This window comes from Campylobacter sp. RM19072 (genome assembly GCF_024723485.1).
Lineage (GTDB): Bacteria > Campylobacterota > Campylobacteria > Campylobacterales > Campylobacteraceae > Campylobacter > Campylobacter porcelli.
Genome location: NZ_JANQCU010000005.1, coordinates 51,201 through 74,002, shown reverse-complemented (window position 1 = coordinate 74,002; position 22,802 = coordinate 51,201). Strand labels below are relative to the sequence as shown.

At 33.0% G+C, this 22,802-nt stretch carries 23 protein-coding genes; 2 read left to right on the top strand and 21 right to left on the bottom strand.

Annotated elements, in window-relative coordinates:
• Positions 1 to 2: 2 nt before the first annotated feature.
• The 19 genes from rplM to CSUIS19072_RS04065 all read right to left on the bottom strand — a co-directional run bounded on the left by rplM (position 3) and on the right by CSUIS19072_RS04065 (position 18,502).
• Positions 3 to 428, bottom strand: a complete 426-nt coding sequence (rplM, locus tag CSUIS19072_RS04160; protein ID WP_086237711.1) for a 50S ribosomal protein L13 — start codon at positions 426 to 428, stop codon at positions 3 to 5.
• An 87-nt stretch (positions 429 to 515) separates the two neighbouring features.
• Complete coding sequence (locus CSUIS19072_RS04155) at positions 516 to 3,275, bottom strand: RecB-like helicase (protein ID WP_180381022.1); 2,760 nt, start codon at positions 3,273 to 3,275, stop codon at positions 516 to 518.
• A complete protein-coding gene (locus CSUIS19072_RS04150) occupies positions 3,272 to 5,665 on the bottom strand; it encodes a PD-(D/E)XK nuclease family protein (protein WP_180381021.1) in 2,394 nt (797 codons plus the stop codon). Before CSUIS19072_RS04150 ends, CSUIS19072_RS04155 begins: the two co-directional genes overlap by 4 nt.
• Entirely contained in the window at positions 5,619 to 6,152 is a 534-nt protein-coding gene (locus tag CSUIS19072_RS04145) for a hypothetical protein (RefSeq protein ID WP_086242190.1), read from the bottom strand. Before CSUIS19072_RS04145 ends, CSUIS19072_RS04150 begins: the two co-directional genes overlap by 47 nt.
• Positions 6,139 to 6,750, bottom strand: coding sequence for a TPM domain-containing protein (locus tag CSUIS19072_RS04140; RefSeq protein WP_180379366.1), 612 nt, complete (start codon positions 6,748 to 6,750; stop codon positions 6,139 to 6,141). The genes CSUIS19072_RS04145 and CSUIS19072_RS04140 overlap by 14 nt, the downstream gene beginning before the upstream one ends.
• A 107-nt stretch (positions 6,751 to 6,857) precedes the next feature.
• A complete protein-coding gene (locus CSUIS19072_RS04130) occupies positions 6,858 to 7,076 on the bottom strand; it encodes a DUF4006 family protein (RefSeq protein ID WP_086237716.1) in 219 nt (72 codons plus the stop codon).
• A gap of 1 nt (position 7,077) precedes the next feature.
• Complete coding sequence (locus tag CSUIS19072_RS04125; RefSeq protein ID WP_086237717.1) at positions 7,078 to 7,950, bottom strand: cbb3-type cytochrome c oxidase N-terminal domain-containing protein; 873 nt, start codon at positions 7,948 to 7,950, stop codon at positions 7,078 to 7,080.
• The gene (locus tag CSUIS19072_RS04120; RefSeq protein ID WP_086237718.1) at positions 7,947 to 8,177 is read right to left on the bottom strand and encodes a cytochrome c oxidase, cbb3-type, CcoQ subunit; all 231 of its coding nucleotides are present in this window, start codon (positions 8,175 to 8,177) and stop codon (positions 7,947 to 7,949) included. The genes CSUIS19072_RS04125 and CSUIS19072_RS04120 overlap by 4 nt, the downstream gene beginning before the upstream one ends.
• A gap of 8 nt (positions 8,178 to 8,185) precedes the next feature.
• Positions 8,186 to 8,851, bottom strand: coding sequence for a cytochrome-c oxidase, cbb3-type subunit II (gene ccoO / locus CSUIS19072_RS04115; RefSeq protein WP_086237719.1), 666 nt, complete (start codon positions 8,849 to 8,851; stop codon positions 8,186 to 8,188).
• Between the two features lie 10 nt (positions 8,852 to 8,861).
• Positions 8,862 to 10,328, bottom strand: coding sequence for a cytochrome-c oxidase, cbb3-type subunit I (gene ccoN / locus CSUIS19072_RS04110; protein WP_086293511.1), 1,467 nt, complete (start codon positions 10,326 to 10,328; stop codon positions 8,862 to 8,864).
• A 189-nt stretch (positions 10,329 to 10,517) separates the two neighbouring features.
• Positions 10,518 to 11,198: a response regulator transcription factor gene (locus CSUIS19072_RS04105; protein WP_086293509.1), complete on the bottom strand. Its 681-nt coding sequence runs from the start codon at positions 11,196 to 11,198 to the stop codon at positions 10,518 to 10,520.
• Between the two features lie 19 nt (positions 11,199 to 11,217).
• Entirely contained in the window at positions 11,218 to 11,883 is a 666-nt protein-coding gene (locus tag CSUIS19072_RS04100; protein ID WP_086293507.1) for a sulfite exporter TauE/SafE family protein, read from the bottom strand.
• A complete protein-coding gene (carA, locus tag CSUIS19072_RS04095) occupies positions 11,883 to 13,001 on the bottom strand; it encodes a glutamine-hydrolyzing carbamoyl-phosphate synthase small subunit (protein ID WP_086237723.1) in 1,119 nt (372 codons plus the stop codon). The genes CSUIS19072_RS04100 and carA overlap by 1 nt, the downstream gene beginning before the upstream one ends.
• Positions 13,001 to 13,552 (bottom strand): DUF507 family protein, encoded by a 552-nt coding sequence (locus CSUIS19072_RS04090; protein WP_086237724.1) that lies wholly within the window; start codon positions 13,550 to 13,552, stop codon positions 13,001 to 13,003. Before CSUIS19072_RS04090 ends, carA begins: the two co-directional genes overlap by 1 nt.
• Positions 13,553 to 13,635: 83 nt before the next feature.
• On the bottom strand, positions 13,636 to 14,154 hold the full coding sequence (locus tag CSUIS19072_RS04085) for a MotE family protein (RefSeq protein ID WP_086293505.1): 519 nt from the start codon (positions 14,152 to 14,154) through the stop codon (positions 13,636 to 13,638).
• Positions 14,155 to 14,163: 9 nt separating this feature from the next.
• Positions 14,164 to 14,580, bottom strand: coding sequence for a flagellar FliJ family protein (locus CSUIS19072_RS04080; RefSeq protein ID WP_086293503.1), 417 nt, complete (start codon positions 14,578 to 14,580; stop codon positions 14,164 to 14,166).
• Complete coding sequence (locus CSUIS19072_RS04075) at positions 14,577 to 15,827, bottom strand: adenylosuccinate synthase (protein WP_086237727.1); 1,251 nt, start codon at positions 15,825 to 15,827, stop codon at positions 14,577 to 14,579. The genes CSUIS19072_RS04080 and CSUIS19072_RS04075 overlap by 4 nt, the downstream gene beginning before the upstream one ends.
• A 10-nt stretch (positions 15,828 to 15,837) precedes the next feature.
• Positions 15,838 to 16,692 (bottom strand): ATP phosphoribosyltransferase regulatory subunit, encoded by an 855-nt coding sequence (locus CSUIS19072_RS04070; RefSeq protein WP_438939314.1) that lies wholly within the window; start codon positions 16,690 to 16,692, stop codon positions 15,838 to 15,840.
• A 10-nt stretch (positions 16,693 to 16,702) separates the two neighbouring features.
• Positions 16,703 to 18,502 carry a PAS domain S-box protein gene (locus tag CSUIS19072_RS04065; protein ID WP_086237728.1) on the bottom strand — a complete coding sequence of 600 codons (1,800 nt, stop codon included), beginning with the start codon at positions 18,500 to 18,502 and terminating at the stop codon, positions 16,703 to 16,705.
• Between the two features lie 127 nt (positions 18,503 to 18,629).
• On the opposite strand from CSUIS19072_RS04065, the gene CSUIS19072_RS04060 reads away from it, so the two are divergent.
• Together CSUIS19072_RS04060 and CSUIS19072_RS04055 are read left to right on the top strand one after the other, a co-directional pair.
• Entirely contained in the window at positions 18,630 to 19,205 is a 576-nt protein-coding gene (locus CSUIS19072_RS04060; RefSeq protein ID WP_086237729.1) for a BON domain-containing protein, read from the top strand.
• A 75-nt stretch (positions 19,206 to 19,280) separates the two neighbouring features.
• Entirely contained in the window at positions 19,281 to 19,763 is a 483-nt protein-coding gene (locus CSUIS19072_RS04055; protein WP_086237730.1) for a DUF4405 domain-containing protein, read from the top strand.
• Positions 19,764 to 19,784: 21 nt separating this feature from the next.
• Here CSUIS19072_RS04055 and CSUIS19072_RS04050 read toward each other — a convergent pair whose 3' ends face one another.
• On the bottom strand, positions 19,785 to 22,211 hold the full coding sequence (locus CSUIS19072_RS04050; protein WP_086293501.1) for an efflux RND transporter permease subunit: 2,427 nt from the start codon (positions 22,209 to 22,211) through the stop codon (positions 19,785 to 19,787).
• Positions 22,208 to 22,801, bottom strand: coding sequence for a Tgt2/MlaC family protein (locus CSUIS19072_RS04045; RefSeq protein ID WP_086237732.1), 594 nt, complete (start codon positions 22,799 to 22,801; stop codon positions 22,208 to 22,210). Before CSUIS19072_RS04045 ends, CSUIS19072_RS04050 begins: the two co-directional genes overlap by 4 nt.
• Between the last annotated feature and the right edge of the window lies 1 nt (position 22,802).

Here is a 22,802-nt window from a genome sequence, read left to right as displayed (position 1 = left end):
TATTATTTTCCTTCTTTAGCTATTTGTGCAGTGTGCGGATGCTCACTACCAGCATAAATTTTTAATTTTTTAAGCATCTCTTTGCCTAATTTTGTCTTAGGTAGCATACCACGAACTGCTAATTTATAAAGTTTCTCAGGTTTATTTGCTAATAAATCACCAAATTTCTCACTCTTTACACTTCCAAAATAGCCTGAATGTCTATGATATAACTTCTCTTGAGCTTTATTAGCACCTGTAAATTCTGCTTTACTAGCATTAATGATGATTACATAATCGCCACAATCAACATTTGGGCTAAATCCTGGCTTATGTTTGCCACGAAGTAGTGTAGCGGCTTCAGTTAGCAATCTACCAAATCTCTTTCCAGAAGCATCAAGAACTATCCAATCTCGTTTTACTTCATTTGGCTTTGTTATCTTTGTCATAATCTTGCCTTTTATCTATATTAATTTAAGAGCTGAAATTATAGCGAGATTTACTTAAAAATAGCTGAATTTAAGTAAAATTTTATATTAGAGTTTTAAAATTTGAATCTTTTCACTTAATATATAAATTATAGCCGCCTTAACTGATTTATCTGGATAAATTTGGGATAAAATTTCCAAATATTGCTCCACTTGAGCCCTATCTTTATCTAAATTTTTATCTGAACTTTTATAATCAACGATATAAATTTCGCTCTCATTCATACAGAGCAAATCTATGCGTTTTAATGCTCCATTAAAGCCAATTTCTTGCTCTTTATATAGCTCTTTGCCATCTATAATTTCTAAAAATTCTATATTATTTATAAGTCTATTAGCCCTTGATATAATATCTTCTAAACAATCACTATCAAGATATGCCCCAAATCTATTATATAGGCAATTATTAGCTATTTTTTGTGATTTTATATCATTAAAATTTAAACTCTCAAGATAGTAGTGTAACGCATTTCCAAAATATATTAAATCTAGATTTTTCTCACTTTTTATCTCATCATCTTTTACAATCTCTTGACGAGCTACCTTGATAAATGGCTCAAGCTCAACTGGCTTAACCAAGCTACTCTCTTGCTCTTTAATGGCTGGTTTTATACTTCCTAGCTCACACTCATCTAAATTTAGATACTCCACTGTATTATGATTACTTATATATTGCGTAAAATATGATATATTCTTGCCATTTGGATCATCTTTTGCTAAGATTATTAAGCTATGCTTTGCTCTAGTTAGTGCGACATAGAGTGCATTTATCTTATCAATTTTATCAAGCTCTTTTTGTCTATTTTTAAGCTTTATATAACTCTCATCGCCTAAATTCTCAAAAGCTTTATTATTTAATCTAATCTCCCATCTATTTGAATTTAAATCATACTCAATTAGAAATTTATTCCTATCTACACTAGATTTTGCTATACTATCCATCACAATCACATGGTCAAACTGCAACCCTTTGCTCTTATGAAGTGTCATTATAGTAATGCCGTTTTGGCTACTTTTAGCACTTTTGGTCTGATCCTCATCAATATTAAAAATAAAATCATATATATCGCTATAGTTATTGCTAATCTCATATAGCTTTAGCATATCAATATCATAAGGCTCAATGCCAAGATATTTTGCGATAAATTTAAGAGTGCTAGAGATGGGGGCGTCGATTTTTAACTCTAATTTATCATTTTTGCTTTTTAAAATCTCATAGACTATTAAGGAGTAAATCTCATCACCTAAAATACAATATTTGACAAATGCCACCACAGCAGCTACATTAGCACTTTTAATAAGCATATTTGTCATCTGCGTAGATACTATCAAGCCTTTAGATTCTAAAAAATTCTTAATTTTATAAATATCATCATTTTTCCAGCAAAGTATCGCCATATCGCTATATGCTACGCCAGATTGGCTTAGATGGGTGATATTTTCATAAATTTTATCCAAATACTCATTAAAATCAAATCTATCAACCTTTACATAGCCATCATCTTTGCTATTTGGAATTTGATCTATATAGTTTGTATATTTTGATCTAAAAATATTATTTACATACTCTACTATGAACTTATCGCTGCGATAATTTTTACCTAAATTTTGAGTTTTGATCTGTGAAAAATCATCTTTGAGCTTATTAAAAAGCCCACTTTCCCCACCACGAAATCTATAAATACTCTGCTTTGTATCGCCTACATAAAAGAAGCTCCCAAGACCACTTTGCCCTATTCCAGCCACACTTTCAGCAATTAATGGCTCTAAAATCTCATACTGATTTACGCTAGTATCTTGAAATTCATCAATCAAAATATGCTTAATCCTAGCATCAAGGCGAAAATATAGCATATCAATATCTTGCTTATTTTTGCTCGTTAGTAGCTCATTTACCCAGTTTGCAATATCAGCAAAACTCAAGCTATTTTCACGGCGATTTACATTTATAATAGCTTGTTTATATAGATTAATCAAATTTGAAATTTGAGCTATTTCATACTTCTCAAGAGCTAGATAATACTCTTTAGCCGCACTTATAAATGCATCTCTAGCACTATTAAACTCGGCATTATCAATTACTTTTTCAAAATAATCTGTATTTATAGCTTTGACAATTGGCTTTTCAACTATATCTTTTAAGCTTAAATTTTTATTAAAATTCTTTATATAGTTCTTATGGCTACTTAATTTTAACGCTACATCGCATAGCTCTTCATACTTTTTCATCGCTAGTTTGGTGGTAGGGCATATCGCGCTATAGGGTTTAAATTTACACTGGCTAAGCATATCTAGCTTATCAAATAGATCGCTCTCCTTGCTATTTGTGCTATTTAAATATTTAGCTACGCTAGTAATCATAGAGTTAGAAATTAGCAGTTTTTTAAACTCATTCTTTACTAATATTTTATTATTTTCTACTGAATTAAAATCAGGCATAATGCCTAAATTTAAGCTAAATTGCCTAAGAATCGTAGCAAAAAATGAGTCAAATGTAGATATTTTAAGCTCACTTGATAAAAACTCACCCATCATCTCATCTCTTAAAGCCAAAATCTCCTTAGGCTCCTTGTCTAAAAGCTTACAAAGTTCTGCTAACTCGCCTTTTTGCTTATCTTCATGTAGATTACAAAATGTGGTTATAATCCTATGAAACATCTCATTGGCAGCTTTGTTCGTAAAAGTTAGCGCAAGAATCTTGCTTGGGTGATTGCCTTGTAATAATAAGGCGATGTATCTAACAGAAAGTGCAAATGTCTTACCGCTTCCAGCACTTGCTTCTAGGCATAAATAGCTCTCAAAACTCATTTTAATTCCCTTAAGCATATCTGAGTATAAGGACAATAAACACACGAATTTGTATTTTGACTAAAGGGAATTTTGGATTTATTAATATCTTTTAGCTTTTTTAAAGTATTACTTAATTCATCAATACTTTTTTTATTTGGTGTAAATTTATTATCTTGTAATGAGTAGAAAAAGCCTTTAGCTTCTCTATTAAATTTCGCCATATAAAGCGCTTCGTAAAATGCTAGTTGGAGTGATGCCCCATCTACACTTCCGCTTTTATAATCAATTAGCCAAATCTCATCGCCTTTTATATCCACCCTATCAATCTTGCCTTTGATAGGAATTCCATTAAACTTAGCTTCAATCTCCATCTCACAACCCAAAACACTAAAACCATCATCAAAATGGCTATTTTGCTCAATTTCAAACTCATCAAGCTTAATCTTAAAAAGCTCATTTTTCAAGGTTGTATCGCTATCTTCATACTTGCTATATAGCTTTAAAAATTCATCTTTATTAAATTTATCTGGGGATTTCTCAAAATACTCTTGCAATGCATTATGCACAGCACTTCCAAACTCAACCGCCTCTTTATCGCTAAATCTATCTTGGCTAATATTTTTAATGTATTTATAGTAGTATTGCCTTGGGCATTTAATATATGTATTTAAGCGACTAAATGAGATTGGAGAATCAAAGAAATCGTGCTCTAATATAATTTGGCTAGGCTCTAAAATAATAGATTTTCCGCCTTTATAAAGCGAGTTTTCATATGAAATTTGCGGAATTTGAATATGGGTGATATTTTTAAAATCCTTAATAAATCTAGATACCATCTGCTCATCATTCTCAACATGGCTAATAGATACCATCTTAGCCCTATTTATCAGGCTTTCATAATAAAATCTTTGTAAATTTTCCCTATCACTATGGCTGATTAATCCAGCATTTTTCCTAACTGATGAGCTTAAAAACATCTCTTTATGGCTTCTTTTTGGCACAAATGAGTCATTAAAATCTACAATTATCACCCCATCATACGCCTTTGAGCGACTCTCTAAAATTCCCATCGCAGTTACCAATCCCCCACCAACCATACTTTGGGTTTTAGTCGAGATATTAAGCAAAAATAGCTCAAAAATATCGCTAAATTTAAGCTCAATTTGACGCAAAAGATTTTTAATGGTAAATAATTCACCTTGGATAATCTCAGCCACTTCAGAATCTATTTTCACGCAGTTTGATATGGATTTTATCAAATTCTCAAAACTATCAAAATCAGCCTTGCTATAAAATATATTTTTTATATCGCCATATAGCTGCACAGGTAGCTTGAAGTCATTTAAAGTGGCGATTATTTGGTTTGGATTTTTGGCTTTTTTGATATAATTCTCATCAAATTCATACTCTAGCTCTTCTATAACTGCCTCTTTTATGCTATGCAAAATTATATAAATAGGGCTATTTTTCAAGCTTTTACCCATAGCGTAATTTAGCATATTATTCTCATCAAGATTTTGTAGTATCAAAGCAAAGCTCTCATCAGGTAGTATCACGGCGATATTTTGCGGCTCTATTCCACTCTTAACCATCTTAGAAATCTCATCAAATACAAAAGCCGCTTGTAAGCTGCGAAGAGAAAATCCTTTAAGATTGATTGTTGGCTGAGTGTTTAATTTTATCTCTTCTTCTATAATTCTATCGCTTAAATTAATCTTATAACTATAGCCAATTTTTAAATTTAAACCCGTAAAATGGGTAATCTCTTTTATAATTTTTTGATTAAATTTACTACAATCAACGCTTATAATAAATGGAATTTGCTCACTTACCTTAATCAATATCTCCCAATCCAAAGCGGTCAAATTCCCATCAAGTCTAAACTTAATCTTATCAAAATTATTAATAAAATTTAGATTAATCTCATAGCAATCGCTAACTACTATATCATCATATAAATTTAACTCTTCTAAGCTCTTTTTATAAATCCGCCCCAAATTATCTAAAATAGCCAAATGCTCCTCATAGCTTGCGTATGTATCAGCCATATTTAAATCAGATATGGAGCATTTTTCTCTACTAAGCTCTTTAAAAAATGAGAAAAGATAGTGTGAATTTTTTAAAAATAGCAAAAATTCATCTTTGATATTTAAGATTTTTGAGATATTTTTAACCTTGCTAATTGCCGTTTGCATATGGAGCAAACACTCTATTTGAGTAGCACAGCGTCTATTAGGCACATAGATAATTTGAGTGAAAAAATCAGCTATACTAATACTTTTTGGCAAAAGCGAATTTGCCCCTAGCTCATTAGAGTAAAAATCCCTTACATTCCTAGATGAACTAAGAACAAAAAGCGTCCTATTTGGCATACAACTCCACTTGATAAAATCCAGTTTTATTCTCATCAACAGCGAGTTTGACCTTTATCTGCCACCTACCTGCTTTGGTTAGATTAAGATTGTTTATTATCAATTTACCATCTAAAATTTGAGGTGCTAACTCTTTATCAAATTCGCTACTATCTGGGCGAGTGAGTAATATTTTAGCACTATATTTAGTGGCATTTGTATCAAATTTAAGAGTAAAATCTTGGTTTAATGGCACTATTGTGGCGGTTTTTCTTTTACGAAGTTTTTCTACTTCATTTGGTAAAATCTCACCATTTAGCTCAATTTGCGGAGTTAAATCAAAGCTAAATTCTCTATTAAAATTTGATTGTGCGGCTTGAATATCATTAAATTTGCTATCTACTTTTTGATACTTATCAAAGTAGTAATCATCCATATATACAGGATAATCCAGCGAATAATATATAGTGTAAGCACAAGCACATACTATGGCAAATATGGAGATTAAAATACCATATGGCCAAAATGTTTTACGAGTTTGCATTATTAGCCTTTTTAAATTTACGAATAGTTAAGAAAATAATCACAAAAATGATTGTCCCATATATTAAGTATCTAAAGATATTTATAGTGTCTCTATTTTGTGAGCCTATTGAGGTTTCTAAGCTTATATTTTTGCTATATGCTATTTGGTCGGCTATATCAGCATAGCCATTTAACATAGAGGAATTATAAATATCCTTACCCTTATTTTGTGTCAGCAGTGGGATTATGGAGCCAGTTTGCGGAAATGGGCTTAATACGGCTTCTTTGTCAAAAAGCCCCAAAGCATCACTTGAAGCAAAAATATCAAGCTTACCAGCCTTGCTAGAAAAGTCTTTAGGAAATATAGCTAAAACTACATAAGGTGGCTTTAAAGTTGATATATGCCCAGACGCGGCATCTTTTAGCGTAGAACCATTTAAATCAGATATAGTAAGCAAATCCAAGCTAACGCCAGTTTTACTCTTTAACTCTTCGCCGATTAAATTTAATTTTACCTCCACCGCATCGCTTATAATATTAGCATTATCTACAACCACGCCATAAGCACCTAGACCAAAAAGAGCAGCTATAAAGCCACTCTTAAAAATATTAAACAATATCATCCGATATAAAGACTATTTGGTGTAAGAACTGACCAAGCAGTGATAACGGCTGCGATAACAAGTCCGATAACAATCAACGATTCTAGTAAATTAGACATATCTTACTCCTTAATTACCATAACTTCAGCAGCTTTTTGAACACTACTTCTCATCTCAACAGATGATGGATCTACTAATTTATATGGTTTTTGCATTACATCTTGCTGAGCTACTATACCAAGATATGTAAGCACAACTAATATAGATAGTAAAAGAACAGTAGCAATCAGCATACCGCTAACACCGCCAAGACCAAATACAGATCTATTCATATTTTCCATACTATTCTCCTTTTGAAAGCGAGATTATATATTCGCCAACGGCTTTTTCTTGAGTAGGATTAATAAGTCCTGTATCTGTAAATTTAGGCATATGACCGATATCACCACTCTTACCGCGTTTTAAAACTTCTACTACAAAATCGCTTGAACCATATGTGCTAAGATCTGGAGCCATACCATCCATACCCTTACCATCTTCTCCATGACAAGCCGCACAAGTAGCCCATGCCGCACGACCAATCTCTACTAAATCCTCATTTATAGTAGATTTAATAGCCGTTATCTCCTTAGCGGTAAATGCAGCTATTGCCTTAGCAGTAGTCTCATCAATGCCATTATCAACAGCATTTGGCATATCTCCTAGTGGATAGCCTAGACCTTTTGAGCCTTTGATAATAGCATCATAAATGCCTTTTTCGCTACCCCACTCTATCAAATTAGCCGCTTTGCCATTTATCCCATCGCCTGTTATACCATGGCAAGCCGCACATTGGACTAAAAATACTTGCTCACCAATAGCTTTTAACTCATCTTTAGTAGCATTGTGAAATTTCGCTTGGAAGTTTGCATTATATCTTTTTACCTCTTCATTGTATTCTCCAATTTGAGAATATGAATTTAAAGGATAACCAAATAAGAAATACCATATAGCCCAAGCTATAGTCAAAACAAACACCACAGCCCAACCAACCGGTATTGGGTTTTTATACTCGCCTATTCCATCCCAGTTATGCTCACTTAATTCGCCACCTTCTTTTTTCACTTTCATTAGTTTAAATAGCCTACCTACGACAATCAAGGTCAATAAGATAATAGCTATAGCACCAAGAATAGAAAGCGAATTTACATTGTCTTCTAGATTAAACCATTTCATTTTTTAACGCTCCTATTATCATCTTTGTCTGAAGATGAGAGACTCTCAAGAACATCATCTTGTAAATTATCATTTAAGGCTAAATTTGAGTATTTTTCATAATCTTTTCTGCCTACTTTTTCTGACCTTTTTAAATGAAACCAGTAGCTATATAGTATAACCACCATAGCTACTAACATTATATAAAAGCCATAAGCTTGAAGTTCTCTCATAGTCTCTATACTCATAACAAACCCTATTTTAAGCTATTTAGATATGCAATCAATGCGACAATCTGACGAATTTCGCCTCTAGCAAACGCATCTTTCACATCTTGATCTTTCATTTGGCTTATAATAGCCTCCGCTTCTGTTTTTACCTGCGCTTGAGCCTCCTCCCAGCTACCTAGTTTTGGCATACCCTCAATATCATAAGGGACATTAAATACCTTTTTAACCGTTAAAGCTTCAGCATAGGCTGTTTCTATATCAGCATTTTTATTAAACATATGTTTATACGCAGGCATTATAGAACCTGGAACGACACTTACTGGGTCTTTCATATGATTTTCATGCCAATCAACACTTCTATAATTACCAATTCTAGCTAAATCCGGTCCAGTTCTCTTTGATCCCCATAAAAATGGTCTATCATAGGCAAATTCACCACTTACTGAATACATACCATATCTATCAGTTTCAGACTTAAATGGGCGAATTAATTGAGAGTGGCATGCATTACAGCTATCAGCTATATATACATTACGACCAGCTAATTGTAAGACTGTATATGGCTTTTTATGCTCTACAGGTCTAGCACGATCAGCAAAATCTGGCAAAATTTCCACAATACCAGCATAAGCTATAAAGATAAACACAAATACCGCAAAAAAGAATGGATTTTTCTCTAACCAACTAAACATTCATTCCTCCTTACGCAGCCATCGGTGAAGCACTAACTGGCTCACGATCTATAGGCTTACTTGATGAGATAGATTTCATAATATTGTAAGCAAACATGAAAAATCCGATTAAATACAATAGACCGCCTATAGCCCTAATCCAATAATATGGAATTAAAACAGTAACAGTATCTATAAATGAGTAAGCAAGGTTACCATACTCATCAGTAGCTCTCCACATCATACCTTGAGTAATTCCAGCTATCCACATAGAAGCAAAGTATAAAACTATACCTGTTGTTTGGATCCAAAATTGTGCTTCCATCAAAGATTTGCTATAAAGTTCTCTTTTAAATATGCGTGGAGTCATATGGTATAGTGCAGCCATAGTCATAAATCCAACCCAGCCAAGAGTCCCATCATGGACATGCCCTGGGATCCAATCAGTGAAGTGAGCTAGTGCATTTACTGATTTTATTGAAAGAATCGGTCCTTCAAGAGTAGAGAACATATAGAATGTAGAGGCTAAAACCATAAATTTGATTAGTGGATTTTCTCTTAGTTGTCCCCATTCACCCTTCATTGTTAAAAGTATATTTATAGCTGAACCCCAACTAGGCAAAATAAGAACTATAGAGAATATAGATCCCATAGTCTGCATCCAATCTGGCACCGTAGAGTAGATAAGGTGGTGACCACCAGCCCAAAGATAGACAAACATAAGACCCCAAAATGAGAATAATGATAGCTTGTAGCTAAATATTGGCTGACCGCTCTCTTTTGGTAAGAAATAGTAAATTTGTGCGATAATAGCTACTGTAAATACAAACGCAACTGCATTATGACCAAACCACCATTGAACTAATGCATCATTTGTGCCAGCATACATAGATACAGAGTGAATCCAGCTACCCATACCTGTAACTAAACGAGTAGGAACTTCCATATTATTAAATAGATATAGCATAGCCACGCCAAGGAATGTAGCGATATAATACCAAAGCGAGATATAAAGTGTTTTTTCACGGCGAATTCCAATAAGTCCAAATATAGAAACTCCCCATAAAACCCACACAACAACAACTATAATATCAATAGGCCACTCAAGCTCTGCATACTCCTTAGATGTAGAAACACCAGCAAAAAGAGTAATAACTGCTAAAGCTATAACTAGCACATATAGCCAAAAGTGCAACTTGCCTATAAACATTAAAAATTTAGATTCGCTCATAGAGACCTTAAGCACTCTTTGTCCGATATAATACCAGGTAGCAAAGATACCTGATAACATAAATCCATAGATAACGCCATTTGTATGAAGCGGTCTAAGACGACTAAATGTTCCATATTCACCAGCTAGATAGTTAAGATCTGGGTATGCTAGCTGAAAGGCTATCAAAGTACCAATACCCATACCAACTATACCAAAAATAATAGTGGTAAACATGAAGTACTTAGCGACTGTATAGTCGTAGTTCAATGCATTACTTGGCTGCATTAAAAGTCCTCCTGTAAAGTTTATTATCTTTAAAAAATATCTATAATTATATGGTAAATAAAATATAAATTAACTTAAAATAAACAAAATAAATTTAAAATATTTTACATTTAATAAATATGCGTGGAGTTACCGCATTTTAAGGTAACTCTGTAAATAACAAAATTTAATTTAATGTTACGATTTTACTCATTTTTCATCATTTGTTGTGATTTTATAGCCAAGACCAGAGATATTTTTGATTAAATTTGCTCCAATTTTATCCCTAATTCGCTTTACAAATGTTCTAATTGCCGCCTCACTTACCTTCTGACCTGTCCAAACTCTTTGCTTAATATCTTCATGTAAAACCAAAGTATCCATTCTTTGGGTTAAAAGCATCAAAAATGCTATCTCCTTTTTAGTCAAAGATATCTCTACTCCATCGCTATTTATAAGGGCTGTTTTAGCTCTATCAAATCTAACCCCATTACCAAAATCAACTTTAAATCCCATATCCTTAGCAAATTTATATATAATCTCTAAAAGTTCATCTATCCCAACTGGCTTTATTAAATATTTATTAACCCCTGCATCGATCGCACCTAGCAATCTATCTTCATCGCTAAAGGCGCTAAGCACAATTACGGGAGTGGATTTGGATATACTCTTAATCTGCTTAGTCATCTCTAGCCCATCTATAATAGGCATTACAATATCGGTAATTACTATATCGGGATTGTATTTTTTAAATTTCTTTAGCCCTTCATCTCCATTTTTAGCCAAAATCAAATTTTTAAAAACGCCATCTATAGACTTAGATACCCAGCTTTTTACATCATTATCATCTTCTACAAACAAAATAGTCAAAGACTTTAAAATCTCATTCACGCTAACCCCTATTAATATCTCATTTTAATACCATAAATCCTAAATATAAAAGGTACATTCCATATCCAAGCATAATAAAAAATGAGACTAAATTTATATAATTTTTAAATTTAGCACCAATGGCTGACAAAATACCGCCAAACCCCATCATAACTGGAATAGTACTAAGACCAAAAATAGCCATAATCGCCGCCCCTTCTATTATCGATCCACTTCCAAATGAGATAGCTAGAAAATAATATACAACCCCACAAGGCAAAAGCCCATTTAAAAAACCCAAGATTAGAAGCGATATAGTGCTATTTTTTTGTCTGAATTTACTAAGTAGCGACATTATAAACGAGATTATTTTTTGATTTTCAATACAAGAAAGGAGCCTACCTCTTTTAAAAATGGCAAAAGATAAAATTATTAAGATAACTCCAGCAAAAAAGATAAATAACCCCTTGCTAAAGCCGCTAAAGATAACTGCCGAGCCAAAAAGACCAAACAAAATACCTAAAATCACATAGGCCAAAACTCTACTTAAATGATAACCAAGAGATAAGATAAAATGAGTTATTCTATCTGTTTTGCTAAGCTTAAGGTTACAAGCTGCTACAAATCCACCACACATACCAATGCAATGAGAGAGGCTAAAGCCTATCCCAAGGGCAATAGTGGTAAGAATTGTAGTTAGCTCCATTATAAGATTTCTACAAATTTATTAAATATATACTTACTCTCATTTGGCCCACTACTTGCCTCTGGATGATGCTGAACTGAAAAGACCTTGCCACCATTATAGCACACGCCTTCGATTGTATTATCAAAAAGATTTCTATGAGTAATTGTAGCTACTTCACAAATGCTCTCTGGGACATTATAATTATGATTTTGCGCTGTGATCTCTATGCTTTTTGTATCTAAATTTTGAACTGGGTGATTTGCTCCATGTTGTCCAAATTTAAGCTTATAGGTCTCATAACCATAGGCATTAGATAGTAGTTGATGACCAAGACATATACCAAACATAGGGATATTTGCCGCAATTAGCTTTTTGATTTGTGCTATCTCATCTACTAGCATTCTAGGCTCGCCTGGACCATTGCTTAAAAATACTCCATGGATTTGACCTTTATTAAATTTATCTATCAAAACCTCAGCCCTTACATCATGCGGATAAACCTCAAGCTCAAGACCAACGCTACAAAGCTCATTTAATATATTTCTTTTTACCCCATAATCAATCACCGCAACCCTTTTGCCAATGGATTTGACACTACCATAAGATTGATTTTTATGCTCCCATCTTGTGAAAAGATGAGTATATGGCTCTTTGGTGCTAACAACGCTTACATAGTTGATCTCGTCAATTCTAGCGCTACTTTCTAAAGCTTTTTTTAGCTCATTTTTATCGCTAATTTGAGTTGATACATATGCTCTTAAATTTCCACCATCTCTTAGCATTTTGGTTAAATATCTAGTATCTATATCATATATTCCAAATTTGCCTTGATCGTAAAAAAACTTCTCAATGCTCTCTTGGGATCTAAAATTACTTGGATTGGCATTAAAATTACGCATAAATACACCACTTGCGTGAATTTTACTGCTCTCTTTGTCATCATCATTTATCCCTACAATCCCAATTTCTGGCATAGTAAATATGATAAATTGCCCAGCGTAGCTTGGGTCTGTGATGATCTCTTCATATCCAGTCAAAGACGTATTAAACACAAGCTCCCCAAAGGCACTTCCACCCTTGCCAAAAGCCTTAGCCTCTAAATAGATACCATTTTCTAAATATATATAAGCCTTCATTATATCATTCCTCTTTTGCGAAGCTCTTCTTCATATAATTTCTCAAATATCAAATCATACTCATCTGTGCCTGGGATAACTTTCTTTTTATAGTTTTCTAAGCGGTCAATTACACTATCTTCGATAGCCTCATACTGCTTTAGATAGCTTTCTATGGCGTTATAAATTAAATTTTTTACCCTATTTTCTGAAACTTCATAATCTATTAAATCATCTTTCCATAATTTTTGTAAAATCTCATGTGATAAGCTACTATAACGATCATCATAAGCAAGCATTACGCCAAAATCTTTGGCTAATTTTTTCTTAATGAGCCAAAACATACTCTTGCGATCAACTTGCATAAAATCAATCTCATTTTCATTTTGATCCAAAAGCTCTTTTACACGCTCTTCTAACGCTCTTTCTTTATTTATATCAACACAAAGAATATCTTTAGCCACAGCCGCTATAGGCTCAGTTCCGCTCTTAAATTTAATAAAACCAGAATTTAATAGATCAATTGCAATTTTTCTTGCTATATATGGAGCATGTGGGAGTTTAATACGCATTTAAATGGCCTTTATAAATTTTTTGGCTAATTTTATCAAAAAAATATATAAAATCAGCTAAAAATAGAAAGATAAATTAAATTTTATTTAGTTGAATTTGACTCTTTAAAAAGCTCATCATTTTTTAAAATTTGGGTAAGTTCAGCTGCGATTTGCGGATCCATTTTAGCAAAAATTGCAGATATTTTCTTAGCTTCAAGTGAGTGTAAAACCTTAGCCGCCTCATCTCTTGGAAGTTGCGAAATTATCGTAGCTGCTGGAGCGTCTTTCATCTTAGCATATATCTCTAAAACCTTATCGCTTGTAATGCTTTTTAACTCAGATAAAATTTTTTCATTTTTCTCAAGCATTCTTTTAATATTCTCTTCTTTTTGAGCTATTATCTCTAAGGTTTTATTTAAATCTTGCTCTTTGGCTAAAATTTGAGCTTCACGCTGATTAAATAAAGTAGTAGTAGCCGCCCTATAAGCCTCTAGCTCCTGGCGTGAGCTATCTATGAGTTCTAAATTCTTAGCGATATTAGCCTCTCTATCAGCTAAAATCTCATCGCTATTAGCATATAAAAATGTGTTTAAAATAAGTATAAAATATATAAATTTCAAATTCTATCCTTATTTCAAAAATGAGTATCTCATAGTGCCTAGCTCATCAAGCTCTTTGCTCTCTTTTTTCTTAAGGTTTTTTAGCTCTTTTTGTATCTCTTCTCTTTCCATATATTTGACTTTTTCTAGCTCTATATATGCTTTTTTATACTTAGATTCAAAGTGTATAATCTCCTTTTGCATAAGTAGCATTTTCTCTTTTATCTTATCTTTTTGACTTCTTAAGAGCTTTTGTTGTTCGATTGTGGATTTAATTTTAGATGATGAGCCGCTTTTTGGAAATTTACTCATATTTATCTCAGTATTTATAGCATCCATAGAGCGACTAAGCTCACGAAACATCGCCTTAGATTTAGCTAGGCTCATCTCAATCTTATTTAGCTCCTCTTCTCTAACCTTTACAATTTGCGAAAATTTATTATTCATCTTAGTATTGTATCGCTCCTTTCTGGGCTAGTAGAGATAATGCTAACTCTAACTCCTGTTAGCTCCTCTATCCTTTGTATATATCGCTTAGCATTTTGCGGAAGATCATCATAATTTTTAATCCCGCTAATGCTATCCCAACCTTCAAGCTCTTCATAAATAGGAGTTACCTCATCTAAATTTACTGGCACATAATCTATAATCTCGCCTCTATACTCATAAGCTTTGCAAATTTTAACACTCTTAAATCCATCTAAAACATCTAATTTCATCAACGCATAGCTATCTACTCCATTTAGCTTTGAAGCATATCTTACGGCTACTGCATCTAGCCATCCACAGCGTCTTTTTCTGCCAGTAGTGGTGCCATACTCCTTGCCTACTTCGCACATTATATCCCCATCTTTGCCGTGATCTTCAGTAGGGAATGCACCATTGCCAACCCTTGTTGTGTAGGCTTTTAAAATTCCAATCACATTTCCTATGCTTTTTGGGCTTAAGCCAAGACCCGTACAAGCACCAGCTGAGATTGTATTTGAGCTAGTAACATATGGATATGTGCCATGGTCAATATCTAAAAGTGTGCCTTGAGCCCCTTCTAAAAGAATTTTCTTATTCTCATCTATGGCTTTCCATAGAATTTGAGTAGTATCAGCAATGTATGGCGATAGAGAATTTTTAAATATTTCAAGCTCTTTGTATATCTCATCTTTGCTAGGTATATTCACCCCAAGAGCGTCTAAATAAGCCCTATTGGCCTCAAAATCGCTTATTAAATTTTCGCTAAGTTGCTTAGGATTAAGCAATTCGCCAACCCTATGCCCCGTGCGACTAATCTTATCAGCATACGCTGGGCCAATGCCTTTGCCAGTGGTGCCTATGGCTTTATCCCCTTTTAATCTCTCTTTGGCTTGGTCTATTAAGGAGTGATGCGATAAATTTAAGTGTGCCCTATCGCTGATATAAAATCTCCCTTTTAAATTTTCAAACTGCGACATCTCTTTTATAAGCACTTCAGGATTTACCACCACGCCATTGCCTATAATATTTATTATATTAGGGTGCAAAATTCCGCTTGGAACTAGATGCAAAGCGTATTTAACCCCATCTACCCATATAGTGTGTCCAGCGTTGTGTCCGCCACCGCTTCTACATACCAAATCATAATTTTGTGAGAGCATATCGACAATTTTACCCTTGCCTTCATCTCCCCACTGAATTCCAACAATTAAATCCGCTTTTGTCATATCAATCCTTCTATTTGCTTCTTAAATTCTCTATCACAGCATCGCTAAATATAGCAAATCCCGCTGAAATATTACCATCTATCTCATAGCTTCCGCCACTACTTAAAATACTATTATCGCATAAAAACCTAAAAAATAGCTTATCATAATATCGCATTTTGGAGTAGTATAAAGGTGCGTATATGCGTTTTTCGTAGTTACTAGCTAATCCCTTAATGGAATTTAAAGGCTCTTTTAACTCGCTTGGGGCAATAGCGATTACTGAGTCTATATCTGCGTCGCTTTTAATGTTAGCAAGGCGATTTAGCCATGGTAAATCAAGACCCAATATCACCTCTAATCTGCCATTTTCAAAGACGCTAATTGGTAAATTTAAAAGCTGGCATATTATCTTTGGAATTTGGATATTGCTAATTTGTAAGTGCGCCTCAATGCCAAATTCCTTAAAAATTTGACTAACAATATCAATACAAGGCATTATACTACTATCGCCTAGTATCTCAGCGCCTATTTGGTAGATCTCGCTATTTGGGTATTTAAATACTGGCTGGATATAAAACCATCTTTTTGTATTGCTATCTTTTAGCCTTTTTGTGGCTATCCGCACGACATCGATGGTGCTATCGCTACGAAGTGCAATCTCTAAATTTTGCTTATCACCAAAGCGTATTAAATTCTCAGGCTTTACGCTAACTCTTTGATGATGGCTAAAATATGGAGTAATAATTTCACTAAAACCGCTACTTTCTAAAATATCTGCCGCTTTAGACTCAATCTGTCTTTTTAGCTTAGCACTAGAGCCAAAATATAGCTTAGAGCCATCTGGAATATCGTGCTCGTAAATCTTTTGCGTATCCAAATTCAAATCTCTCTCCTTACTCCATAATTTTATAAAATGATGCTATATAGCGTTGGATTATGCCGTGTTCATCTTTAATAGCTGTTATAACCAAATGCTCCAAATAGACCTCACCTGCGCGATTTTTGTTATAAATTTTCCCACTCCAACTACCAAAATGCTTTATATCAGACCACATTTTAGCATAAAATACATTATCGTGCCTATCTGAGCGTAATATTTGTGGGGTTTTGCCTATTATCTCATATTTGCTATATCCTGTAATCTTAGAGAAACTATCATTAATATCAAGGATATTCCCATTTACATCGCATATCATAATGCCATTAATAGAGCTTGACATTATAGCATTTGTTAATGCACTTTGGACTATATAGTTTTGATGGTCGCTAATATCAGTAGCAGTTCCGATAATCTCATCAGAATCATTTAGCGTATCTAGAGCTTTGGCTTTTATTTTAGTATAAATTTGCTTACCATCTTTTTTAATTAATCTTATATCGCACTCAACAAGCCTTGAAGTGCCTTCTATATATCTATCTAACTCATCTATTAATATATCAATATCATCTCTATATACAATTTTATAAATATCTTCAATGGAGCTAACACCCATATCAATGCTATTTTTATAGCCTAAAAACTCCACAAAATCAACGCTAAATTTCAAAGCCCCACTCTTAGCAAAATACTCAAATCCCAGCAAATCACTACTTAAAATTCTACTTTCGCATCTTTTTAATTTGTTTGTTAAAATCTCTTTTAATATCTCTTGATCTGTATTATCTAATAAAAACATTATAACTTCTATTTGTCCATTTATATTCTTACTGCTTGATACAAATACCCTAAACCACCCATACTCTCCACTTGCTAATTTAAATCTATATGAGCGATCAAGCTCTTTTTTTGTATCATATATGCTATTTTCTAGCTTGATTTTACGCTCAATTTCTAGGCTTAAAGAGGCTATATCATCGCTATGACACAGAGCTTTAATATCTATATTTTTTTCATCACTTTGGATTAGTAAATTTATATTTGAGCTTAGCTCAGTAGCTACCCAGTGATCTGCATATGTAAATTTAACCACAATCGCTGGATTATTCTCTATTATAGCAATTTCGCTATTTAAGCTTTCAATCTTCTCTTGTGCTTTTGTAGCATCTAATATAATCATAAAATATGAATCATTAAAATATAAACTTACTGGCGTGCTAATAACCTCAACAAATTTAATCTCACCATTTGAAAGTCTATGCTTATGATATGATGCTTTGGTATCATAATTTATCTGAATATCAAATATACTCATAGTCAAAAGCTCACCCTTAGAATATCCATAAAAATCCACCGCACACCGACTAGCGTCCATTATGCTACCATCTTTAGCATCGATAAATAAGATCTTTATATCACTCTTATCAAATAGCAAACTATAATACTCTATATAATATTTTAAGCTATTTTGAGCCCCGATCCACGATGTAAAAAACTCATAAATATTCTTATTAATATGGTAAAAATCTAAATTTGAAATCGGCTCAATGACCTCTTTGGCTACAAGTCTTTCAATGAATATTTTGGTATTTGCAATTGGTAAGATAAGATTATTTCTAATATATAAAATTACCTCTAAAAATAGAGCCAAAAGTATAATCACAAAGGTAGAAAAACCAAGATAAGCAACTCCATCTACACTACTATCAGAAAATATAAAATAGAGACCAAAAACACTCATAGTAACAAACATTACTATGATAATTATAGCTCTTTTAAGTAGCCCAGAAGCAAGGAAAACTCTGCCTTGTTGCATATATCTAAACCTTTGGCATAAGTGAATTTACGCAATGTAAGCCTAAATTTTACCTAAATTTTAATAAATTCAAGCTAAATATATATTTTTAAGAAAGCTTTGGTTTAAATTTGGCTAAAATGGCACAATGAAGTTTATAATATTAGCAATTTTGACTAGCATTATCATCAGTGGCTGCACCTTTAAATCCCCACTTTTAAATCTAAACTCCATCTATGATACATATACAATTAGCAAGGACGAGCGAGGTATTTACACCATAATAAAAGATAATATAATCCAAAAAAAGATCCAAGCCAAAATCCTAGCAACACCAAATTTAAGCAACTTCCACATAGATGTAGTCTCACAATGGGCAGAAGTATTGCTAATTGGCGAGGTAGCTAGTATGAGTGATAAGATGGAGCTAATCAATCTAGCTAAAAATACAATGGGGGTAAATCATATCAAAACATATATAAATTTAAAAACAGAAAATTCTTGCCACTTTACAGATGAACTAGCCATACTAACTAAAATCAAAACCAATCTCATCAGCGATCCGCTTATAGATAGCACAAATATAAATATCCATATTATCCAATGTGATGTTGTATTTAGCGGTGCGATCGCAACGATAGAGCAAGAGAAACGAGCCCTTTGGTATGCTTTACATACTGATGGGGTAAATAGTGCTTATTCATTTTTACATATTTTAAAATAGTAATTAAATTTAATTTAACATATTTTTAACATACTTTTGAAATAATTTTGCCAAATTTAACTCAAAGGATAGGCAATGAAAGTCTCTAAACCAATAGCCACTATAGCTACTATAGCTACATTTGCCATTGTCGGCGTTACTGGTGTTTTTATGTTTTTTAATCTTAAAAGCTATGGCATCAAAATAGCCCACGAATATATCGGTATGGCAATGGTGATTGCCTGTGTGCTTCACATATTTGCTAATCTTGCCCCATTTAAGAAGTATTTTACTGGCAAAAAGCTTGGCTTTATCAGTGCTACCATAATAGCTGCTATAGTATTTATGATTTTTGCTCCAAATTCAAACAAGTCAAAACTACCGCAAAAAGAGCTATACTCTAGCTTTATGAATGCGAATTTAAGTAGTGCAATGGCAGCTTTAAATAGCGATAAAACCGCATTTGAAAAATACTTAAATAGCAAAAATATTAAATTTGAAGATAGTAGCATTAAAGAGTTTATCTCTAAAAATAATTTAAATGAAGTAGAATTTATAAATACTCTTTTAAATCGCTAAATTTTAGAGCCATCTTAGGCTCTAAATTGACTTTTTATAAAATGAAAAGATCAACGCAGGAAGTAAGATTAACGCCCCAAGAAGCATCATTAGCATAACCAAATCAGTCAAAACGCCAAAATATATAGTCGGCCAAAAATTAGATAGACTCATCACACTAAAGCCTAAAAATATCGCAAATGATGTATAATACATCGCATAGCCAATGCTTAAATGAGAATTTAAAATTGAACGCTTAATACCATAAATACGGCTTTCGCTCTTAAATCTATGAATATAGTGGATAATATCATCAACGCCAATCCCAAAGCTAATAGCTGCTATGGTGATACTCATAATATCAAGGGCAATTCCAGCTATTCCCATCACGCCAAATACCACACAAAGTGGGACTAGATTAGCAATTATGCCAATAATTGAGAGCTTAATACTCCTAAATATCAAAATAAAAACCAAAAATAGCGCCAAAACAACAAAGATAATCGTATCAGCTTGAGAGGCAAATAGAGCTTGGAGCATATTATTATAAAGCACCATTATACCAGCTACTTCTATCTCTACTGGCTCATTTTCAAGCAAAGATTGTAGATCTTTTTTTAATGATTTTATAAACTCATCTCGCTTTAAATTTGGATCACTATCAAGTGTTCTAATGCTAAATCTAGCTTCATTATTTTCTATATTTATATATGGAGTTAAAATCAGCTCCTTATACTCACTTGGCAAATTTTTATATATTAGCGAAAGGGATAGCGGATCAAGCTCTTTATTGTTATTTACACTCTTGCCTACTTCTAATAGGGTTGCTAGTGAGCCGACATTGCCGATAAAATCACGCTCTTGTAGAAATTTATCCACTTTTTTGATAATCTCAAGCTTATAGCTATTAAACCAATATTCAGGCTCGTTAGTAGCAAATTCATCTTCAAAATCCCCTAGCTCATCATTGCTATACTCATCTTTGATAGAAGCAAATTTAATAATCACATCAAGTGGAATTGTCCCACCTAGCTCTGTATCTATAACCTTCATACCTTGGTAAATTTCGGTATTTGACTTAAAATAACCTATAAAGCTATTTTCAACCCTTAATTTACTAACACCATAAATCCCAATTATCACAATAATAAAGCTAATAATATAAACAATATATGCCCTTTTAATGGCTATTTTCGCACACCAGTGTGTGAATTTAAAGCTATTTTCAAAGCTCATTTTTGGCTCTATTTTCTTAAGCAGTGTAAGCAAACTACCAAAGACAAAAAACGCCACAAAAAGCGATATAGAGATACTCACGCTCATCATCATTCCAAGCATAATAATAGGCTTAATATCACTTAAACAAAGTGATAAAAATCCAATCACAGTAGTCAAAATCGCAAAAAAACATGGCTTAAATTTTGATCTAAGAGTGAGATAAACTAGCTGAATATTCGTATAATCTCTATGCTTAAAATATAGCTCACGATAAGCAACGATCAAATGTATAACAACTGATATAGTAATAATAAGCTGAAGTGCTATATAATTAGAGCTAATCACGGTAATCTCATACCCTAAAAGCCCAAACAAACCACTAGCTAAAACCACGCTTAAAAAGCAAACTACAATAGGTAAAATCACAAATCTAATCTGCCTAAAAAATAGCCACAAGCAAAATCCAAGTAGTAATAATACGCCACTTCCATACACTAGCAAATCACTCTTAACAAAGCTCACCATATCATCAGCTATCATACTAATTCCGCCTAAAAATAGCTTCTCATCGCCACTATGACACTTGATAATCTCTCTTATTTGGCTAATGGTTTGATGCTCTAAAATACGCTGAGAATCCCTATATTTTTTAAACTCACTCTCCAAATTTTCAAGCATATTTTTATCTAGATTTGGCTGCTCTTTTAATCTAGCTCTTTGCTCGATAAAATTAGCATATTTCTCATCATCTTTTAAATTTACCACAATTGAAGTGGTCTTAAAATCACTACTTACGAGCGAATTTTTGTATAATGGGCTATTTGTTAGCTCCATTTTAGCAGCATTCATATCAATGCCAGCCTTACTTAGATTTGGCACATTATCTACAAGTTCGCTGATAGTTAAATTTGGATTATTTGTTAGAAGTGGCGCTTTTAATATAGAAAATACAGAATCCACACTTTGTAATTTCTCAAGATCATTTGATATAGCCTCAATCTTGCTTAAGCTCTCCTTGCTTAATAGATTAGAATTTGGCTTATAGGCGATGATGAGAAAATTCTTACTCTCATAGTGTTTTACAATCTCTCTATAAATGGCTAGGTCTTTATCATTTTCTAAAAGTAAAGTTTGGGTTGAAGCATCAATCTCTAATTTATATGAAAATACTCCAATCCCAATGGATATAGCTAGGTTCAATGCCAAGACTAATTTAGGAAATAAAACTATAAATTTAAATATCTTTTTCATTTAATGGTTGTATTGTTATCTAAATTTACACTTTGCAATCTCTTTATAATCTCGTTAAAATCAGTATTTTGCGATAAATCACTAAATTGACTTCTATAGCTTTGAATTATACTAACCCCCATAATATCTATATCATAAATTAGATAATCACTCCCATTAGCAGGGTGGAATTTAAGTATCAACGGGTAGTTTTCACTCTTATTTTTTATAATCGCATGAGCATTATATCGATTTTTATTTGTCAGCTCACCTTTTACAAACTCAATCTCTTGGTCGCTATAATATCCAAGCTTTTGAGAAAAAGATAGCTTTAAATTTGATACAAAAAGCCTTTGAAATTCATCTTGCTGGCTACTATTTAGAGCTTTATACTGCTTAGAAAGTGAGAGTTTAGCCATCAAAGAGTAATCAAAATAACCATCAAAAAGCTCAAAAATCTTAAGCGGTTTTTGCTCTTTGCTTATCTTATTATCGCTCATTATATTCAAAGCTTTTTGAAAATCCGCTCTAAGCGTATCATCAATACTTTTAAGCTCGATAGAAAAAGATATTGTGTAAATTAAAGATAGTAAAATTAAAATTCTCTTCATG

What these genes read in the sequence shown, in the direction of transcription:
- rplM (WP_086237711.1), bottom strand. Translation starts at nt 428, where the DNA reads ATGACAAAGATAACAAAGCCAAATGAAGTAAAACGAGATTGGATAGTT.
- CSUIS19072_RS04155 (WP_180381022.1), bottom strand. Translation starts at nt 3,275, where the DNA reads ATGAGTTTTGAGAGCTATTTATGCCTAGAAGCAAGTGCTGGAAGCGGT.
- CSUIS19072_RS04150 (WP_180381021.1), bottom strand. Translation starts at nt 5,665, where the DNA reads ATGAGAATAAAACTGGATTTTATCAAGTGGAGTTGTATGCCAAATAGG.
- CSUIS19072_RS04145 (WP_086242190.1), bottom strand. Translation starts at nt 6,152, where the DNA reads ATGCAAACTCGTAAAACATTTTGGCCATATGGTATTTTAATCTCCATA.
- CSUIS19072_RS04130 (WP_086237716.1), bottom strand. Translation starts at nt 7,076, where the DNA reads ATGGAAAATATGAATAGATCTGTATTTGGTCTTGGCGGTGTTAGCGGT.
- CSUIS19072_RS04125 (WP_086237717.1), bottom strand. Translation starts at nt 7,950, where the DNA reads ATGAAATGGTTTAATCTAGAAGACAATGTAAATTCGCTTTCTATTCTT.
- CSUIS19072_RS04120 (WP_086237718.1), bottom strand. Translation starts at nt 8,177, where the DNA reads ATGAGTATAGAGACTATGAGAGAACTTCAAGCTTATGGCTTTTATATA.
- ccoO (WP_086237719.1), bottom strand. Translation starts at nt 8,851, where the DNA reads ATGTTTAGTTGGTTAGAGAAAAATCCATTCTTTTTTGCGGTATTTGTG.
- ccoN (WP_086293511.1), bottom strand. Translation starts at nt 10,328, where the DNA reads ATGCAGCCAAGTAATGCATTGAACTACGACTATACAGTCGCTAAGTAC.
- CSUIS19072_RS04100 (WP_086293507.1), bottom strand. Translation starts at nt 11,883, where the DNA reads ATGGAGCTAACTACAATTCTTACCACTATTGCCCTTGGGATAGGCTTT.
- carA (WP_086237723.1), bottom strand. Translation starts at nt 13,001, where the DNA reads ATGAAGGCTTATATATATTTAGAAAATGGTATCTATTTAGAGGCTAAG.
- CSUIS19072_RS04090 (WP_086237724.1), bottom strand. Translation starts at nt 13,552, where the DNA reads ATGCGTATTAAACTCCCACATGCTCCATATATAGCAAGAAAAATTGCA.
- CSUIS19072_RS04080 (WP_086293503.1), bottom strand. Translation starts at nt 14,580, where the DNA reads ATGAATAATAAATTTTCGCAAATTGTAAAGGTTAGAGAAGAGGAGCTA.
- CSUIS19072_RS04075 (WP_086237727.1), bottom strand. Translation starts at nt 15,827, where the DNA reads ATGACAAAAGCGGATTTAATTGTTGGAATTCAGTGGGGAGATGAAGGC.
- CSUIS19072_RS04065 (WP_086237728.1), bottom strand. Translation starts at nt 18,502, where the DNA reads ATGCAACAAGGCAGAGTTTTCCTTGCTTCTGGGCTACTTAAAAGAGCT.
- CSUIS19072_RS04060 (WP_086237729.1), top strand. Translation starts at nt 18,630, where the DNA reads ATGAAGTTTATAATATTAGCAATTTTGACTAGCATTATCATCAGTGGC.
- CSUIS19072_RS04055 (WP_086237730.1), top strand. Translation starts at nt 19,281, where the DNA reads ATGAAAGTCTCTAAACCAATAGCCACTATAGCTACTATAGCTACATTT.
- CSUIS19072_RS04050 (WP_086293501.1), bottom strand. Translation starts at nt 22,211, where the DNA reads ATGAAAAAGATATTTAAATTTATAGTTTTATTTCCTAAATTAGTCTTG.
- CSUIS19072_RS04045 (WP_086237732.1), bottom strand. Translation starts at nt 22,801, where the DNA reads ATGAAGAGAATTTTAATTTTACTATCTTTAATTTACACAATATCTTTT.